The following is an 18,106-nucleotide window of genomic DNA, read 5'->3' on the forward strand; positions in this document are numbered from 1 at the left end:
TTCAACGCCCGTTACATCGAGAATTTGACAATGGATGTTCGCCACTTTGCCTTTCTGGCCCGCCAACCTTCCGCTGCGCTGAAGCCGCGCGATTCGTTCCTTGGCTTGCCCAAGCGCGGCCTGGTGCTGATCCTGGCCAACGCGCTGTTCTGGCAGCCCTTGCTGGCCCAGGCCGAAGGCATTGTGGTCAGCAACCCGGCCACCAGCGTCGGCCAGGCCGGCAATGGCGTGCCCGTGGTGAACATCGCCACGCCCAATGGCGCAGGCTTGTCCCATAACCAGTTCAAGGACTACAACGTCGGCGCCAACGGCGTCATCCTCAACAACGCCACCGGCGCGGTGCAAAACACCCAGCTGGGCGGCTACATCGTCGGTAACCCGAACCTCAAGGGCGGCGCGGCGAACGTCATCCTCAACGAAGTCAACGGCGGCAGCCCGAGCCAGTTGCGCGGCTACACCGAAGTGGCGGGGCAGTCGGCCAAAGTCATCGTCGCCAACCCCTATGGCGTCACCTGCAGCGGCTGCGGTTTTATCAACACCCCGAATGTCACGCTGACCACCGGTAAACCGGTGATCGACGCAAACGGCCAACTGCAGCGTTACCAAGTCGACGGCGGTGCCGTGACCATCGATGGCCAAGGCTTGAACGCCAGCAACGTCGACCGCTTCGAGATCATCACCCGTTCGGCCAAGATCAACGCACAAATCAACGCCCGCGAGCTGGCCGTGGTTGCCGGGCGCAACGACGTCGACGCCCAAAGCCTGAAAGCCACCGCACGTGCCGACGACGGCAGCCCCAAACCCGAGCTGGCGATTGACTCCTCGGCCCTGGGCGGCATGTACGCCGGCGCGATCAAACTGGTGGGCACCGAAGCCGGTGTGGGCGTGAAGCTCGACGGCACCCTGGCGGCCAGCGGCGGCGATATCCAGCTCGATGCCAATGGGCGCCTGAGCATGGCGCAGGCGGCGGCCACCGGCAACGTCAAGGTCACCGCGCAGACTGTCGACCTCACCGACAAGGTCTACGCCAACGGCAACGTGCAGGTCTCCAGCGCCCAGGCACTGGTCAACCGCAAGAGCATCGCCGCCGGCCAGCGCATCGAAATCAACGCGGCCAGCGTCACCAACCCCGGCATCATCGAAGCCGGTGTCGCCGCCGACAACAGCCGCAACGCCACCGGCGATCTGGTGGTCAACGCACAAACCGTCACCACCAGCGGCAACCTGCTGGCCAGCCGGGCGCTGGCGATCACTGCCGCGCAAGCGCTGACCAACCAGGGCGCGATCATCCAGGCCAAGACCGTCGACGTCAGCAGCGCCACACTCACCAACCAGGGTGCCGGCGCACGCCTGTTCGGCGAGCAGAGCCTGGCGCTCAACTCGCCGGCCATCGTCAACCTCGGCGGGTTGATTCGCTTCGGTGAAGGCCAGGCCGCCACGCTCAACAGCGCATCCCTGGATAACCGCCAAGGCCGTATCGAAATGGCCGGCGGCAGCCTGGTGCTGACCAGTGCCGACCTGAACAACAGCGGCGGGCAAGTCATCGCCAACGACTTGACCGTCAACGCCGGCAACCTGAACAACCAGAATGGCGTGCTGGTGGCCAAAACCACCACCGTCAAGGCCAACGCCCTCGACAACAGCCTCAAGGGTTTGATCCAGGCAGACGGCGGCGCGCTCAACCTGAACGTTGCCAACGGTTTCAATAACAACCAGGGTTTCGCCCAGGCCAGCACCGACCTCAACGTCACCGCCGGCACCCTCAGCAGCAACGCAGGCGGCGTACTGAGCGCCGACACCGGCAAACTCACCCTTACCGCCGCGCAACAGCTCAGCAATGCCCAGGGTCGCCTGCAGGCCGGGCAGGGCGATATTGAATTGCACGCGGCAAACCTGGATGACCAGAGCGGTGTGATCGTCGGCAAACAACTGCTGCTCGACGTGGCCGGTGGCGACATCGACAACCGCGCCGGACGCGTGTTGGGCGACCACCTCGACGTGCGCGCCTCCGGCCTCGACAACCGCAACGCCGGCCTGCTGGCTGGTGGCGCCCAAGGCGTCAGCCTGCTGCTCAAAGGCCCGGGCCAATTGCTCAACGCCCAAGGCCGTATCCAGAGCGAAGGCCTGCTGCAACTGCAAGGCGAGCGCTTCGACAACAGCGCCGGCATCCTGCTGGGCCAGACCGTTGACGTGACCGCGCAGACCTTCAACAACAGCGCCAAAGGCGCGCTGGTCAGCGATGGCGGCGACGTGGTGCTCAAGGTCAGCGACCTGCTCACCAACGTGGGCGGCCAGATCGACGCGGGCGAACGCAGCGTGCTGGTCAAGCAACTCACCACCCTCAACAACACTGGCGGCACCCTGCGCGGCAAGCGCCTGGACATCACCGCACAGCAACTGAACAACGACAACGGCCAACTGCTGGCCGGTGCCGAAGGCGTGAGCTACAGCGGCCAGGACCTGAGCAACCGCAAGGGCCTGATCCTCAGCAGCGGCGCCCCTACCGTACTGACCACCAGCCGCCTGCAAAACCAGGGCGGCACCGTGCAGGGTGACAGCCTGAGCGTCACCGCCAACACTGCCGATAACAGCAGCGGCGGCCTGATGGCGAGCCTGGTCGGCAATCTGCAACTGACCGTCGAAGCCCTCAACAATCGTGGTGGCAAACTGTTCGGCAAAGAACAAGTGACCGTCAGCGGCGCCACTCTCGACAACAGCGCCAATGGCCAGCTCAGCGGCAACCAGATCAGCCTGACCTCACGTGACACCCTCACCAACCAGGGCGGCCTGATCGAAGCCAACCAGGGCCTGACTTTCACTGGCGGCAACCTGGATAACAGCGCCAACGGGCAACTGCGTGTGCTGGGCGGGTCCAGCAGCCGCGTCAACCTCAGCGGTGCGTTGAACAACCAGAACGGCACCCTCGAATTCGGCAGCCAGGCCTTCAGCCTTGACGCAGCCAGCGTCAACAACCAGAACGGGATGCTGCAACACGCTGGCACCGGCCTGTTCCACCTCAACACCGCGAGCCTCTCCGGCAGCCAGGGCAATATTCAGGGCATGGGCAGCGCCGACTGGGCATTCGGTAAAGTCGATGGCCTGGGCCGTGTGCAACTCAACGAAGTACTCACCTACAAGAGCGACCAAGCACTGGCCCTCAAGGCCGGCGATCGCATGGCCAGCGCCAAGGGCTTGATCCTCAATGTGGCGAGCCTGGACAACGGCGGTGAACTGCTCAGCGACGGCGACCTGAGCATCACCACCGGCGATATCACCAACAGCGGCCGCGTATCGGCCCTGCAAACACTCACCGTCGCAGCCAACAACCTCAGTCAGAACGGCGGCCGCCTGGCGGCCACCAATGCGCGCCTGAGCCTGGGCGGCACCCTGGACAACCTCGGCTTCCTCACCGCCCGCCAGCAACTGGATATCGCCGCTGCGCAAATCAACAACCGTGGCACCTTGGGGGCCCAGGGCGCGGTGAACCTCACAGCGGTCAACGGCATCACCAACGTCGCCGACACGCTGTTGTTCAGCGGCGGCGACATGACCTTGCGCGGCAATAGTTTCAGCAACCTTTACGGCGACATCTACAGCAAGGGCAACCTGACATTTGCCGCCGTCAATGGCGGGCGCGCAGCCGGTTTCAGCAACCTTTCGGGCACCGTGGAAAGTGAAGGCAATATCGGCATCAGCGCCGCCTACATGGAAAACGCCAAGGCTGAATTCGAACTGGGGCAGACCCTGACCGGCGGCCGTGTGGAGTGGATTTGTGGCCAACATTGCGGCGGTCACGACTCGTTCAAGCGCGGTCAAATCAATATCTACCAGACCTACCTTGAATCGGCGATTAAGGACTCGGCAGCCGCCCGTTTGGTGTCTGGCAAAGACCTGGTCATTCAGGGCGACAACGTTCAGAACCGCTACAGTCTGCTGGCCGCCAACGGCAATCTGAGCATCACTGCCAATGATCTGCTCAACCAGGGCGCTGGCACCCGTACCGGCCAGAACACCATCACCATCGGTACGCCGAGCAGGATCAACACCGGCGAATGGGACCAGATGGAGTTCCACGATATTCCGGCATTCAATGCCGCCGTTGCTGCGGGCAACTTTGACGTGGCACGTTTCGAAGCGCTCAAGGCGCGTTCCTCCGACGGCCGCTTTGTCGAGCAAAGCAACGTCACTACCTGGACCAACAACGGCGGCCCCGGCTACGACGCCACCCTGCAAGCCGGCGGCAGCGTCAACCTCAACGTCGCCCGCACCTTGCAAAACGGCACGCTGCATAACAACACCCTGGCCCAGTTGACCGGCACCCTCGGCGACGACCAGACGGGTATCCCCGTCGGCGGTATCAACATCAACCTGAGTAAGCACGCCAACGACGCCAGCGCCCAGGCACCCGGCACGGTATTGCCGGTTGTCGGTGCCGCCCCCGGCGGCGGCTTCGTGCCCGTGGATTACACCGGCACCGCGTTCGCGGCGGTCGACCCCACCACCTCGCCCAACTTCCAACTGCCCAAGGGCGAGTACGGCCTGTTCGTCAAGAGCGCCGACCCTACCAGCCACTACCTGATCGAGACCAACCCCGAGTTCACCTCGGCGTCCGGTTTCTTCAGCTCCGACTACATGCTCGGCAAGCTCGGCTACAACGCTGACAACGCCTGGCGCCGACTGGGTGACGGCCAATACGAAACCCGCCTGATCCGCGACGCCGTCCTCGCACAAACCGGCCAACGCTTCCTCGCCGGCGGCCTGGCCAGCGACGCCGACCAGTTCCGCTACCTGATGGACAATGGCCTCGCCAGCAAAGACGCCCTGCGCCTGAGCCTCGGCGTGTCTCTGACCAGCCAGCAAGTCGGTGCCCTGACCCACGACATCGTGTGGATGGAAAACCGCGTGATCGACGGCCAGACCGTCCTCGTGCCCGTGCTGTACCTGGCCCAGGCCGACTCACGCAACGTGCGCGGCAACAGCCTGATCCAGGGCCGCGACCTCAACCTGGTCACCGGCGGCGACCTGATCAACGTCGGCACCCTGCGCGCCAGCAACAACCTCTCCGCCGTCAGCAGCGGCAGCATTTACACCGGCGGCCTGGTCGAGGCCGGCAACAACCTGAGCCTGCTGGCCCAGGACAGCATCCGCAACGCCATGGCCGGCGAAATACGCGGCAAACAAGTCAGCCTCACGGCGCTCAAAGGCGACGTCACCAACGACAACACCGCCATCCAGGTGCGTGACGGCGCCGGTATGCGCACCCTCACCGACACCAGCGCCGGCACCATCGTCGCCCGCGAAAACCTCGCCATCGATGCCGGCCGCGACCTCACCAACCGAGGCGCACTGGCTGTAGGCAACGACGCCAACCTCACCGCGGGCCGTGACCTCAACCTGGTCGCCGCCAGCGACACCCGCGTGAAGCACGCATTCAGCGACGGCGGGCATAAATCCAGCATCGCCACCGACGTCAAAAATCTCGCCGCCAGCGTCACGGCGGGCGGCAACCTGAATATGCAGGCCGGGCAAGACGTCAACATCATCGGCAGTACCGCCACCGCCGGCAAAGACCTCAACATCGTCGCCGGCCGCGACTTCAACGTCGCGTCGGTCAGCGACATGCATAACGTCGAAGGCAAGGAAAAGGACGGCAAAAAACGCATCAAGACCTCGGACGACCAGACCACTCAAGTAGCGAGCGTACTGACGGCGGGTGGCGATTTTGTCAGCCAGGCTGGGCGTGACACCACGATCGTGGCGAGCAGGATCAGCGCGGGGAATGAGGCTTATCTGTATAGCGGGGATAAGTTGAGTTTGTTGGCGGCGCAGGACAGCACCTACAGCCTTTATGACATGAAGGAGAAGGGCGGCTGGGGCGCGAAGAAGACCCAGCGCGATGAGGTGACACGCGTTACGAATGTGGGGACTGAAATCAAGACTGGTGGTGATCTGTCGCTGGTCAGCGGTGGCGACCAGTTGTATCAGCGGGCCAAGCTCGACAGTGGTAAAGACCTGGCGATCACTAGTGGCGGTGCGGTGACGTTCGAAGCGGTCAAGGACCTGCATCAGGAGAGCCACGAGAAGAGCAAGGGCGACTTGGCGTGGACCAGCGCCAAGGGTAAAGGGAATACCGACGAGACGCTGCGCCAGAGTGAGTTGATGGCGCAGGGGGAGTTGGCGATCAAGGCCGTGAATGGCTTGAAGATTGATGTAAGGCAGGTCGACCAGAAAACCGTAAGCCAGACCATTGACGCGATGGTCCAGGCGGATCCAAGGCTCGCATGGATCAAGCAAATGGAGCAGCGTGGCGATGTTGACTGGCGCAAGGTCAAAGAGCTGCACGACAGCTTCAAATACAGCAACTCCGGCCTGGGTGCTGGCGCGCAAATTGTCATAGCGATCATTGTTACCTACTTCACGATGGGAGCCGCCAGCGGCGCAATTGCCGCCGCTGGTACGGGCACATCGATGGCTGGGGCGACGGCAGCTGCCACCGCCACGTCTGCCGCAGGCTGGGCCAATGCTGCGGGCAGCGTCGTGCTTGGCGGCATGGCCAGCAATGGTGCAATCAGTACGATCAACAACCGTGGCAATTTAGGCGCTGTGTTCAAGGACGTAACCTCCAGCGATGCGATGCGGGGTTATGTTGTATCGGGTGTTACTGCGGGGCTAACCGCAGGGTTTTATGACGATTGGACCAGCACGCAGACAGGCACCACTACCGCGCTGCCTAACTCGGGCGCGGTGACATCTGCCAGCCCATTGAGTACCTGGCAAGGTGTTGGCCAGTTCACTGCGAATCAGGTTCTGCAAAACGGCACGTCGGCCATTCTGACTAAAGCGCTGGGAGGAGAGGGCAGTCTCGGGAATGCATTGCAAAGCAGCCTTGCCAACGCATTTGCTGCTTATGGCTTCAACATGATTGGTGACGTCTCTAAGAATCGGTTCGCCGACGGCGGTATCACCAAGATTGGGCTGCATGCATTGATGGGCGGGCTGGCAGCTGAAGCTGCTGGCGGCGATTTCCGCACCGGGGCGTTAGCAGCGGGTGTGAACGAAGCTCTGGTAGACAGCCTCGCCAAACAATACGCCAGCATGCCGGAGGATAAGAGAAAGAGTCTGCTGGTGATGAGCTCACAGTTGATTGGCGTGCTTGCGGCGTCGGTGGATAGTGATGCTGACGGCGATAGCTTGCAGACCGGGGCTTGGGTTGCGAGCAACGCGACACAGTACAACTTCCTGAACCATTCGGATGTAATTGAGTTAGAGGCGGCAGAAAAAGATTGCCACCCAAATGGAACCTGCGATCAAGTCAAAAAAGAGTTTGATGCTCGTAGTGCTGCGAATCTGGCTCGGTTGGATAATTGCGAAGCTACGCACAATTGCGCGCAAATTCGGGCCGAGCTTGATGAGGGCTCTAAAGCGATCGTTGCATCAGTAGAACGAACTGAGACACTTAATCCTGGGGGATCAAGTAATGATTTGGTCGCTAGCTATCGTACTGTCAATGAACAGGAATGGACTAAGGCAGGCCAGCTGCACCTTAATCAAATCGCCAATTTATGGGTAAATGGTGATCCAACATGGATGAAGGAGGGTTCTGTTTACCTCGATCAAACAGGATTCAATCCCTTCGGAATTAACGTAGTTCCTGGCATGCTTCCAGGAGCCGGTGCTGGAAGCGCCGGCACGGTAGGAACAAAGCCGGGTAGTTTGCCAAAAGATCCCATCGTTGAGATGGCGCCTCCTAAGTGGGATACGCCTCAATCACGCGTAGATGGTGAATTCGGTCAAGCGGGCGGAAGGACCGTTACCAGCGAACCACCAGTGCAAGCAATTTCCAATCTTACTGAGCGTGGCACGCTCACCAATGTTTATCCTTCTGATCCGGCGATTGCGCAACGGCCCGTGAGAACTCTTGTTCAGGACGAATCAGGTCGATATTGGCTGCAAGGGCAAGGTGGGGGGAAAATCACCCCCTCAGGTTCTTACGATTTTGTCACATTGCCGGATGGGACTATCAAGGTAAGCCGCCCAAATGTGAACGAGCAATTTTCAACCCATCTGGGGCTTAGCGGGGGTGGAGAAGTTAAATATGCTGGCTCTATACGCTTTGGGAATAATGACGGCCCAGAGCGAGGAAAGATAACAAAATGGGATAATAGCTCTGGTCATTATCAGCCACCTGCTACCCTAAAGGCTAACTCTGGGTTGCCGGAAAATTCATTTAGTCCAAGGAAATAGTTTGGTATGGATTCTAGATTAATGTCACTCCGTAAAGAATTGGCGAAAATGACTTCTGATCAGGCGGCAGCTTGGATATTGAGCCGGTACCCTCTTTCTTCAGATAATTGGGGTGAGGCTTTATTGCTTCTTCCTCACAGATCTTGGAAAAGACCGGAGCAGAAACGTTTAGCGGACTATTATTTCAAGAAAATTCCGTTCTCTAGCGCTAGAGGGTATGAAGCGTTCGCGTCAATCATGTCAATTAAGTTAATGGTTGCGTGCATTAACGATGCATTGCCCAAAGATCCTGGCAGGACAGAGTTATTGTTTTATCATCTCATCCCTGTGCTTAAGCGTTTTGCGAAGAATGATGCAGATCGAAAAATTATTGAGGGTTTTCTTTCGGCTTCTTCGATAATTTCGTCAAAAGATAATTGATAAGTAAAAATAAGAGTCGGACCACGGCTTTACGTCTTTTTTTAGGTCAGCAGAGTTGCTCTTTTAAAATTTCATTTATTTTTTGTAATTATTCGATTTTTTTGTCTGGTGATGGGCGGCTAAGCTGTAAGCTCTTATCAGTTAAGGGTTTATATGGCTCGCCGTTCTAGGGTTCACTGCCGGATATCCCGTCGCATATTATTCAGCGGGGAAACAATCGGTCTGAGTGTTTTAATTCAGATGAAGACTGTCCTTTTTAGATTGATACATTAGCCGTGATTGCTGAACTGTATAGTCGTAAAATTCTCGCATTGTGCTTGATGACAAATCACGTTCATTTGTTGTTGACTCCCACCTGCTGCGCAGGAGCTGGCTTACTTATGAAGGGGCTGGGGCAGCGCTACGTTCAAGGGGGAATAGGGATCAGACCACGGTTAATTCAAGTGTTAATAGTGGTCGGACTCCTATTTTTCATTTAAATCGGTACAGCATTTAATTAAATAAGGGGGCGAGTTATGTCGGATAAACAAGTATATAAGCTAACGATTGATGATCTTGATAGTTATAGCGTTTGGTTTTTCCCTATGGACGACACCGTGGAGGATGAATTAACTGTACGCCCCCTCTCCGAACAGGAAGCGTGCTCAGACTTTCAGATTATCGTTCGAGCTGATTTTTTTGGTGAAAGTGGTTCTGTGTATCGCGGTTATTTGTATTGGGACGCCAATGTCGCAATTGAATACTTAAAACCTGTTGTATTGTCTGATAAGGGAGAGTCCGTAAGTTTTTGGAGCGGTATAGTAACTCCTTCGTGGGAAAGTTCGGAGTTCGCCGGTTCGATTAGATCCGATTTGCCTATTTCTTATGCCTCAGAACCAGTTTTTGGTCTTCCTTCCATTGGCGGAAAACTGGAGGGACTTTATTATCTGTCTGACGATCAGGTGTGCTGCGTGAAATGACGGGAAAGTCTAGGAGTAAGGGGATCCTGCTTTGTCGAATGTAGAAAGGGGGCAGATTTATTTAAATTTGCACTGGGAAATTGCTCACGCACAAAGCGGGCGACACTAAGGCCGCCCGATTTTCACTCAGGACGGATCAGCATTAAGCCTGCGACTGATGACATCCAGCAAATCACACCCATCCCGCAGCGGAATGGCCAGCAAGTGGGCGAAGTCTGAAAGTATTACGGCATCGCTGCTGAGTTGTTCGCGGAAGGCCAGGTTTTCCAGCAGTTGAGTGACGGCCCGAATGCGGTGCACGGCGGCGTCGTGAAGGACGTCGAGAGGTGCCTGGGTGTCGATGATCAGCGCTGGGACGGTGCAGTCGTGGCCGGTTAGGGGAATATATCGAGTCATCATTAAGCTCTCTTGATTATTGAGGGCTCGTTCTTCGGGTCGCCAAACCCGGTCGCCTTTTTGGGCGACCGCCGGACTATAAGCCGCACCCCCAAACCCATACAAGGCATCAAAATGCCGCCCCGTCGAAGAGTGCCTATTGACCGTATCCGAGTGGGGCTTTCGCCTGACCCAGGGTTTCAGCAGCGTGATTTACCCCACCCTTAGCGTGGTGGCACAGATGAATCGCGGCGATGAAATGATCTGGAGCACCTTTGAAACGATTACGCCATTCAACGGCCAGAACGTCTATGGCTACACGCCGCTCACTTACCGCACCGATCCCGAAGCCTTGCGCCGGGCGCTGACCGGGATTACGCAGATTTCCGCGCAGTATCTGGTGAAGGAGCTCAAGTAAACGTAACGCTGTTGGCAAGCGAGAGGGCGAATCGCTCCCGGGTTTGAACATTTTGTTTATTTCCGTGTCTTTACCCCGCCCACCCGCAACCGGTCGGGCTGCATGGACTGCAGCGTTTTCAAATGACATTAAGGATTGATGTGGACCTTCTCCCCCTTACGGCCCCTTTCTGCCACCGCCTGCGGTGCACCGGCTCGCGCCTGCGATTCCCAAGGACGCCGAGGAGCATCATTCGGATCGATTGATCCTTTCGCACAGCACACCTACTGCCGCCGGGCGTATTGGCGGCTTTGACTGTAGTTCATGGAGTTTGAAATGAAACGCAAGCAGTTCCAGAAAAGTCTGTTGGCAATCATGGTCGGCGCAATCAGCACCCAGGTGCTGGCAGTCGAGTTCGACCTGGGTCAGGGCAAGAATATTTGGACTAATGAGACGTTTAACGAGCCGGTAACCATTAACGGCAAGTTTTCCCGGGTGGTCGATTCCAGCACGATTGATCCCGCCGGTCTCGGATTTGTGAACACCAGCATTCAGGGCTCGCTGATCAACCGAGCAGACATCACGCTGGACTCACAGGGCAAAACCATTCGTGCAATCGCCATCGACCCGATGTTCTGGTCTGGCCCTTCCAATATGACACCCGGTACCATCACCGGGGATGTGGTTCAGGCTGGCAATATTCTGATGAACCATGGCGCCTATGAAGGGCTTGAAATCGGTACCACGACTATTGGCGGTAGCGTTATCAACTCAGGCACCATCCGTTCCACGCCGCCGGTGAGCGCCGAGCCTTTTCCCGGCTACCTGGGCGGCGGCGAAGGCATTTACTTGCACGGCACCACCATTGCGGGCGACGTATCCAACACCGGTGTGATCGACATGAACGGTCCGGATGCGATTGGCTTGATCCTTGACGTCAGCGGCGACACGCCGACCACCATCGGCGGCAAGCTGCTGAACTCGGGCTCGATTATCGCCACCGGCGAAGGCGCCTGGGGCATGGAAGTGGAAACCGACACCAACCCCTTGCGCATTGAAAACAGCGGCCTGATTTCCGCCAATGGCAACGAGGCAAAGGGGCTGAGTTTTTTCTCCGGCACTGTCGATTACATTCTCAACACCGGCACCATTGAAGCCAAGGGCGCGTCGGCCAATGCCTTCGATCTTTCCGGCGCCAGCTTCGCGCAGAACAGTGCCACGGGCACACGCGGTATCGTCAACCGCGGGCTCATCGCGGCGGACGGCACGGCGATTCAGGTCGATGCGGCCAGGCAGGTCGCGGCGTTTGAAATCAACCAGCAAGCCGGCGAAATCCGCAGCAACAGCGGCATCGCCGTCGACGCCAACAACCTCGCCACGCTGAACTGGACCGGTGGCCAAATCACCGGCGACCTGCTTAACCTGAACGCTGTGAATATCGCAGGCCAAGCTGATTTCACCGGCAAGCGCATCATCGCGCCGGTCTCGATCAACTCCGGTTCGCTGAACCTTTCGGCGCCCGGTACCACGCTCACCGGTAACCTCAACGTCGCCAGTGGTGCGGGTATCGACATGCGCCTGGCCGACAGCGTAGTGCCGACCACGCCGCACCTGACCGTCAACGGTGCAGCGAATTTTGCCCAGGCTTCGAAGCTGACCGTGAGCGCCAAACCGGGCGACTTCGCCAGCACCAACAGCGGCACGCAGTACACCCTGTTGCAAGCCACCAGCCTGCAAAACAACGGCCTGTCTGTGGCCAGTTCGTCATCGCTGCTGAACGTCCTGAGCTACTCGGCCGACGCGCAAACCGTCAAGGCCGTGGTGGCGGTCAAAGGCAACCAGCAAGTGCAGCAGGAACTCGCGGCGGTGGGCGCCAGCGCCGCGTCAGCGACGGCGGTGAACACCTTCAAGAACGACGTGCTGAGCGGTCTCAATCAGAACGACGCGGTGTTCCAGGCCCTGGCTAACGCCGGCACGGCGCAGCAGCTTGCTCAGGTGAGTGAACAGCTCAAGCCAGACGTCAACCGTGGTGCCCTGGATGTGGCGTTGTCGGGCCAGACTGTCGTCAACAGCGCGATCTTCAACCGCCTCACTGGCCAGCGCGACAGCCATCAAACCGGCGGCGTGTGGGTGCAGGGCCTGAGCAGCAACATGGATCAGGATGGGCGCGGCGGCAACAACGGCTATTCGGCCAACAGCAGCGGCATGGCCGTGGGCGTGGACGGTCGTGTGAATGAAACGACCACCTTGGGCGTGGCCTACAGCTACCTCAATTCCAACATCCATTCGGACCTTGGCAACAAGACCGACGTCGAAGGCCATGCGCTGTCGCTGTATGGCAACTGGGCGCTGCAGAACTGGTTCGTCGACGGCAGCCTCAGCTACGGCCATAACGACAACGACAGTAAACGCCATATCGCCGGCACCACGGCCAAGGGCAGCTACGACAGCAATGTGTTGTCGGCCAGCGTGATCAGCGGCTACAGCTTCAAACCGTCCCAGGCCGTGGTGATCGAGCCACGGGTGGCCGCGCGTTACTCCAACGTGCGCATGGATGGCTATACCGAGAAAGGTTCCTCGGCGGCCCTGAGCACTTCGTCGCAGCGTTATGAAGTGGGCGAGTTGGGTGCAGGCGTGCGCCTGGCCGGCAACTTGCCGATGGGCGCGGGCAACCTGCAGCCGGAAGCAACCTTGATGGCCTACCACGACCTGATGGGCGACCGCGTGGCGCAGACCTCCAGCTTCGTGACCGGCGGTTCGGCGTTTACCGTGACCGGCGCGTCGGTGGCGCGTGACAGCTATGAAGCCAGTGTGGGTGTGAACTACCAGGTGTCGGACTTCACGCTCGGCGCCAGCTACACCCGCCAGGCGCGCAGTGGTTTCGATGCCAACGGCGTGATGCTCAAGGCGCGCTACGCGTTCTAAGGCATACGGCAAAAAAGTGTGGGAGGGGGCTTGCTCCCGATAGCAGTGAACGAGTCAATGATGTGTGGACTGACTCACCGCTATCGGGGGCAAGCCCCCTCCCACATTTGGTTTGTGCGAAGCCGGAACGTTTGGGTCAGAACAACTTGCGCTGCACGGCCTCATCCAGCGTGCTGCGCGTCAACGCGTCCACCACATCGCGGGTGTTCGCCTGGAACGGAATACCCACGATCAGCACCAAGTGCATCCAGGTGCGTACCGACTCGCTCTTCTTGACCCGGCCCAATTCCTTGCCGTCTTTGTCCTCGAACACCGTTTCCAGGGTGAAGGTGTTCTTCGCTGTGGACGGAATGATGAAGAAGGTCGCACCGGTAATGATCGCCGAGGCCATGCTGAACTGTTCGTTGTTGTACAAAGTGGCGTCGGCGTAGATGTCTGAATCGACCTTATCGGTGCTCACCCGTGCAAAGCGGTTGGACTGGCGAAAGCCATCGGCCACTGCCTTTTCCCACAGGGCTGCGGGAGCGCCGGCAGCCGCGTTGGCGGGGCCGCCGTTAGTCTGGAAGAGTGCCGTGGTGCGCAGGTAGGCGCTGGGTTTCTGCGCAGGCGCGTTGGCGGTCGGCGGCCAGGTTTGTACCGGCGGCAGTTCATGTTGCGAGTAAGACACGCAGCCCGTCAGCAAGACTGCCGCGAGTACCAGGCCGAGCTTGATCAATCCTTTCATGGGGGCTTCCTGCAGTTATGGTTTGGCCAGTTTTGCGGTGGCGGTGTCGAGCAGTTGCGCGACCAGTTCGTTCAGTTGCTTGGCGCCCATGGTCGGGGCCCAGTATTCGCGACCGTAAAGGCCCACGTTGCGCTCGAACTTGACCTCTTGTTTGCTGCTGGCCAGCTCCTTGCCGTCACGGTCGACGATCGTCAGGTCGCCGGCCAGGTCGAAGGTGTCGACGTAGATCGGGCCGTTGACCCAGATCCAGATGGTCAGCGTCAGCAATGCGCCGGGCACATACCCTGGGTGCACGCCGCGATGGCCTTTGAGGGAGGTCATGTTGAATTTGAGCGATACATCCTGCTCACCCAGGCGCACCGGGTATTCGGTGACCTGCTTGAAATAACCGGCCGTGCGCACATACTCGTTGAGCTGTAGCGTCAAGGAGTGGCTGATAGCGGTTTTGTTGGCATCGTTGACACCGACGGCGTTGACCGTCACATCAGCGATTTGCGCACTGCGCGGGCTGCTGACGGAAGCGGGGTGCAGCGGGGCGCCAATCGGGCCGGTGACGGTGTAGGACACACAGCCAGTCATCGACAGAACGGCGATAAGGGCCGCAGCCCGCATGAGGATTTTCAACACGCAATATCCCTATAAATGAATAAACCAGGCCAGTGTCTCGACCGATTGGGCGTGAACTTGAGGGGCTTGGATGATTGAGGCGTCAGGTGCCGTACCGTTTCGCGTACGTCAGATTCATGCGTCTGCAGCGATTGCTGGCAGGATGATGGCTTGATGATATCATGCGCATGGCGTGTCTTTAAGCCCTGCCGTTTCAAACACTGCACATTTATGACGGGTGCATGCGGATTAACCCGAACCCTTATTAACTTGCGTCTGACCTTGTGAACGGATCATTCACTCACGAGGTTCAGCCCATGTCCCATCCTCTGCTCTTGTTGCGTCCTGCCGCCCAAGGTTTTGCCGTTACCGTGCTGGTGGCGCTGGCCGGCTGTGGGGGCCCGTCGTCCACGCAAGTAGCCACGCCGGATGAGTCGGCGCCCATTTCCGAGTTGCAAAGCGTGGCGCCCCAAGGGGCTTTGGCGAAAGCCGCGATAACGCCCGCACCGATGACTGCGCGCTTGCAGATGCCGGAATCAGCGGCGGTGGATTATCGCAGCGAACCCCGCGAGCAATATGAAAACCTGCCGCAGAACCCGGTGCATCGCGTCGCCGAAACTCCGGTCTCCACCTTCAGCGTGGATGTCGATACCGGCAGCTACGCCAACGTACGACGCTTCCTCAACCAAGGCCGCCTGCCGCCCGAAGGCGCCGTGCGATTGGAGGAAATGCTCAATTACTTCCCCTATAGCTACGCACTGCCTACCGATGGCTCGCCTTTTGGTGTGACCACCGAAGTCGCCGCCACGCCGTGGAACCCGCATACCCAACTGCTGCGCATTGGCATCAAGGCGTCCGATAAAGCCGTGGCGGAACTGGCGCCCGCCAACCTGGTGTTCCTGGTAGATGTGTCCGGCTCCATGGACCGCCGCGAAGGGTTACCGTTGGTGAAAAGCACGCTGAAATTGCTGGTGGATCAGTTGCGCGAGCAGGACCGCGTGTCGCTGGTGGTCTATGCCGGTGAATCCCGCGTGGTGCTCCAACCGACGTCGGGCCGTGACAAGGTGAAGATCCGTAACGCCATCGACCAGCTCACCGCCGGCGGCTCCACGGCCGGTGCCTCCGGTATTGAAATGGCCTACCAGATGGCCCGCGAAGGTTTTATCGACAAGGGCATCAACCGCATCCTGCTGGCCACCGACGGCGACTTCAACGTGGGCGTCAGCGACTTCGACAGCCTCAAGCAAATGGCGGTCGAGCAGCGCAAAAGCGGCGTATCCCTCACCACGCTCGGCTTCGGTGTAGATAACTACAACGAACACCTGATGGAGCAATTGGCCGACGCGGGCGACGGTAACTATGCGTACATCGACAACCTGCGCGAGGCGCGCAAAGTGTTGGTCGAGCAACTCAGCTCGACCCTGGCCGTGGTAGCACGGGATGTGAAATTGCAGGTGGAATTCAACCCCGCCCAGGTCAGCGAATACCGCCTGCTGGGCTATGAAAACCGCACCCTCAAGCGCGAGGATTTCAACAACGACAAGATCGATGCCGGTGAAATTGGTGCAGGGCACACGGTGACCGCGCTGTACGAAATCGTCCCCAAGGGCGAGAAGGGCTGGCTTGAGCCGTTGCGATACGCCGCTATGCCTGCGGCCGACGGTCAGTCCACCGAGCTGGCGATGTTACGGGTGCGCTACAAGCCCACTGCGGGCGGCAACAGCCAGTTGATCGAACGTCCTATCGCCAACCAGCCCACCCCGGCCAGCGACGACCTGCGCTTCTCGGCTGCGGTGGCCGCTTTCGCCCAACAGCTCAAGGGCGATGGCCGCTACACTGGCAGCATGAGTTTGCAGGACACCGCCAAACTGGCCCGCTCGGCTCGCGGCGATGACCCGTTCGGCCTGCGCAATGAGTTCGTGCAACTGGTGGAGTTGGCCCAGAACCTCAAACCCTGATCCCGACCCCGTCCAAATCTGGGCGGCATGCCCTAACCTGTAGTGAGCGGGCTTGCCGCGCTGGGTGGCGCAGCCGCCCCAACAGGGACGCCGCGGTATTTCAGAAGGACCGAGGTGCCTGGGTTTGGGGCGGCTGCGCCACCCAGCGCGGGGCAAGCCCGCTCACTACCCCTCCCACCGTTAGATCAGCTTCGATTGACAGAAAGGAGTTCGCCCACCCCATGGCCGTTCCACACGACTCACCCAGCGACGAATCGCTGCTGGCCCGTTACCGCGCCGGTGATGCCGCCGCCTTTGAAGGGCTCTATGCGCGGCACCGCCAGGGCCTGTACCGGTTCCTCGTGTCCCTGAGCAACAAGGCTGAACTGGCCGAAGAAATTTACCAGGACACCTGGCTCAGCCTGATCCGCAGCACCACCCAACCCCAGGGCCGGGCAAGTTTTCGTACGTGGTTGTTTCAGATCGCCCGTAACCGCCTGATCGACCATTGGCGCAAGCACGGCATCCACAACCCGTTGCACGACAGTTACGATGAACAGCTGCACGCCCAGGCCGACGACAGCGCCGGCCCCGAGCAGCAACTGAGCCTGAGCCGCGACCAGGCGCGGCTCGACGCCGCGTTGCAAGACCTGCCCGAAGACCAGCGCGAAGTCTTCCTGCTGCGCCTGCACGGCGACCTTGAAGTGCCGCAAATTGCCGCCCTCACCGGTGCCCCGCTGGAAACCGTAAAAAGCCGCCTGCGTTACGCCCAGCAGAAACTGCGCCGCCTGCTGGCCGAGGAGATACCTGTATGACCGACTCCCGACAGACCCCGGATTCCGACGACCTGCTGATCCAGCATGTGCGTCAACACAGCATTGGCGAGCCGCCTGCGTCGCTGGATGCCTTCATCCTGGCCACCGCGCGCCGCGAGGTGCCGGCGCCCAAGCTCAGCCTGTGGCAGCGCTGGAGCCGTGCCTGCCGTCAGCCGCGTTGGCAGATGGCGTTCGCCACGGTTGCCGGCGTGGCATTGATGCTCGGCGTGGTGATGCGTACCACCGAACTCGACCTCGATACACAGGCGCCACAGGGTCCACAGGGACGCCTGGCGGCTCCGGCGGCGCTGTCTGCGCCTGCGCCCATGAGTGCACCGCCCCAGGCCGAGTCTTACAGCGCCCCGCAGCGCAGTGAGGCGTTGCCCCAAGGCAAACTGGCCAAGCGAACCGCGCCGCAGTCGCTGGAGCAGGGGCTGCTGGAAGTATTGCGCTTGCGTGCGGCAGGGGACGAAGCGGCCGCGACGGCAAAACTGGCCGAGTTGAAGCAACGCTTTCCCTCGCAAGATATCGAGGAGCAGCTAAAGGCATTGCAGTCTCGATGAGCCTGTGGCGATGGCATCTTCCGCTGCCATCGCCAGCCTCTGGGCAACGGGTCATAAGCATATGAATTTATAATTAGTCGCGGCGCTTACAATTGCTGCTAGTTTAATCAGCGAAAGACGTCATTGTTCCTGCTGGCCAAC

General features: G+C 59.7%; 10 protein-coding genes and 1 pseudogene. 8 read left to right on the forward strand and 3 right to left on the reverse strand.

Going from position 1 to position 18,106, the window contains the following annotated elements:
• Nucleotides 1-30 precede the first annotated feature (30 nt).
• From JBE38_RS07485 to JBE38_RS07495, 3 genes are all read left to right on the forward strand, one after another.
• Nucleotides 31-8,244, forward strand: a complete 8,214-nt coding sequence (locus JBE38_RS07485) for a two-partner secretion domain-containing protein (protein ID WP_240202457.1) — start codon at nt 31-33, stop codon at nt 8,242-8,244.
• 21 nt (nt 8,245-8,265) lie between these two features.
• Entirely contained in the window at nt 8,266-8,664 is a 399-nt protein-coding gene (locus JBE38_RS07490; protein ID WP_240202458.1) for a hypothetical protein, read from the forward strand.
• A 515-nt stretch (nt 8,665-9,179) separates the two neighbouring features.
• A complete protein-coding gene (locus JBE38_RS07495; RefSeq protein WP_205344042.1) occupies nt 9,180-9,623 on the forward strand; it encodes a hypothetical protein in 444 nt (147 codons plus the stop codon).
• Nucleotides 9,624-9,749: 126 nt separating this feature from the next.
• On the opposite strand, the gene JBE38_RS07500 is transcribed toward JBE38_RS07495, so the two are convergent.
• On the reverse strand, nt 9,750-10,007 hold the full coding sequence (locus tag JBE38_RS07500) for a hypothetical protein (RefSeq protein WP_205344225.1): 258 nt from the start codon (nt 10,005-10,007) through the stop codon (nt 9,750-9,752).
• A 151-nt stretch (nt 10,008-10,158) separates the two neighbouring features.
• Between JBE38_RS07500 and JBE38_RS07505 the strand changes: the two are divergent.
• Nucleotides 10,159-10,416: pseudogene (locus JBE38_RS07505) on the forward strand (hypothetical protein); the annotation flags it as partial.
• A gap of 315 nt (nt 10,417-10,731) precedes the next feature.
• Nucleotides 10,732-13,320, forward strand: coding sequence for an autotransporter family protein (locus tag JBE38_RS07510; RefSeq protein ID WP_205344043.1), 2,589 nt, complete (start codon nt 10,732-10,734; stop codon nt 13,318-13,320).
• Between the two features lie 136 nt (nt 13,321-13,456).
• Here JBE38_RS07510 and JBE38_RS07515 read toward each other — a convergent pair whose 3' ends face one another.
• The gene (locus tag JBE38_RS07515; RefSeq protein ID WP_205344044.1) at nt 13,457-14,044 is read right to left on the reverse strand and encodes a hypothetical protein; all 588 of its coding nucleotides are present in this window, start codon (nt 14,042-14,044) and stop codon (nt 13,457-13,459) included.
• Nucleotides 14,045-14,059: 15 nt separating this feature from the next.
• Nucleotides 14,060-14,671: a hypothetical protein gene (locus JBE38_RS07520; protein ID WP_060755517.1), complete on the reverse strand. Its 612-nt coding sequence runs from the start codon at nt 14,669-14,671 to the stop codon at nt 14,060-14,062.
• A 296-nt stretch (nt 14,672-14,967) separates the two neighbouring features.
• Between JBE38_RS07520 and JBE38_RS07525 the strand changes: the two genes are divergently transcribed.
• The 3 genes from JBE38_RS07525 (at nt 14,968) to JBE38_RS07535 (ending at nt 17,965) form a co-directional block, all read left to right on the forward strand.
• Nucleotides 14,968-16,608 (forward strand): vWA domain-containing protein, encoded by a 1,641-nt coding sequence (locus JBE38_RS07525; RefSeq protein ID WP_205344045.1) that lies wholly within the window; start codon nt 14,968-14,970, stop codon nt 16,606-16,608.
• A gap of 221 nt (nt 16,609-16,829) precedes the next feature.
• Nucleotides 16,830-17,402, forward strand: a complete 573-nt coding sequence (locus JBE38_RS07530) for an RNA polymerase sigma factor (RefSeq protein ID WP_090367611.1) — start codon at nt 16,830-16,832, stop codon at nt 17,400-17,402.
• Nucleotides 17,399-17,965 (forward strand): hypothetical protein, encoded by a 567-nt coding sequence (locus JBE38_RS07535; RefSeq protein WP_205344046.1) that lies wholly within the window; start codon nt 17,399-17,401, stop codon nt 17,963-17,965. The genes JBE38_RS07530 and JBE38_RS07535 overlap by 4 nt, the downstream gene beginning before the upstream one ends.
• Nucleotides 17,966-18,106: the final 141 nt, after the last annotated feature.

Source organism: Pseudomonas sp. ICBG1301 (genome assembly GCF_016918385.1).
Taxonomy (GTDB): domain Bacteria; phylum Pseudomonadota; class Gammaproteobacteria; order Pseudomonadales; family Pseudomonadaceae; genus Aquipseudomonas; species Aquipseudomonas palleroniana.

Bases quoted from the DNA above. Each gene is read 5' to 3' on its own strand.
- JBE38_RS07485 (WP_240202457.1), top strand. From the start codon at position 31: ATGGATGTTCGCCACTTTGCCTTTCTGGCCCGCCAACCTTCCGCTGCG.
- JBE38_RS07490 (WP_240202458.1), top strand. From the start codon at position 8,266: ATGTCACTCCGTAAAGAATTGGCGAAAATGACTTCTGATCAGGCGGCA.
- JBE38_RS07495 (WP_205344042.1), top strand. From the start codon at position 9,180: ATGTCGGATAAACAAGTATATAAGCTAACGATTGATGATCTTGATAGT.
- JBE38_RS07510 (WP_205344043.1), top strand. From the start codon at position 10,732: ATGAAACGCAAGCAGTTCCAGAAAAGTCTGTTGGCAATCATGGTCGGC.
- JBE38_RS07515 (WP_205344044.1), bottom strand. From the start codon at position 14,044: ATGAAAGGATTGATCAAGCTCGGCCTGGTACTCGCGGCAGTCTTGCTG.
- JBE38_RS07525 (WP_205344045.1), top strand. From the start codon at position 14,968: ATGTCCCATCCTCTGCTCTTGTTGCGTCCTGCCGCCCAAGGTTTTGCC.
- JBE38_RS07530 (WP_090367611.1), top strand. From the start codon at position 16,830: ATGGCCGTTCCACACGACTCACCCAGCGACGAATCGCTGCTGGCCCGT.
- JBE38_RS07535 (WP_205344046.1), top strand. From the start codon at position 17,399: ATGACCGACTCCCGACAGACCCCGGATTCCGACGACCTGCTGATCCAG.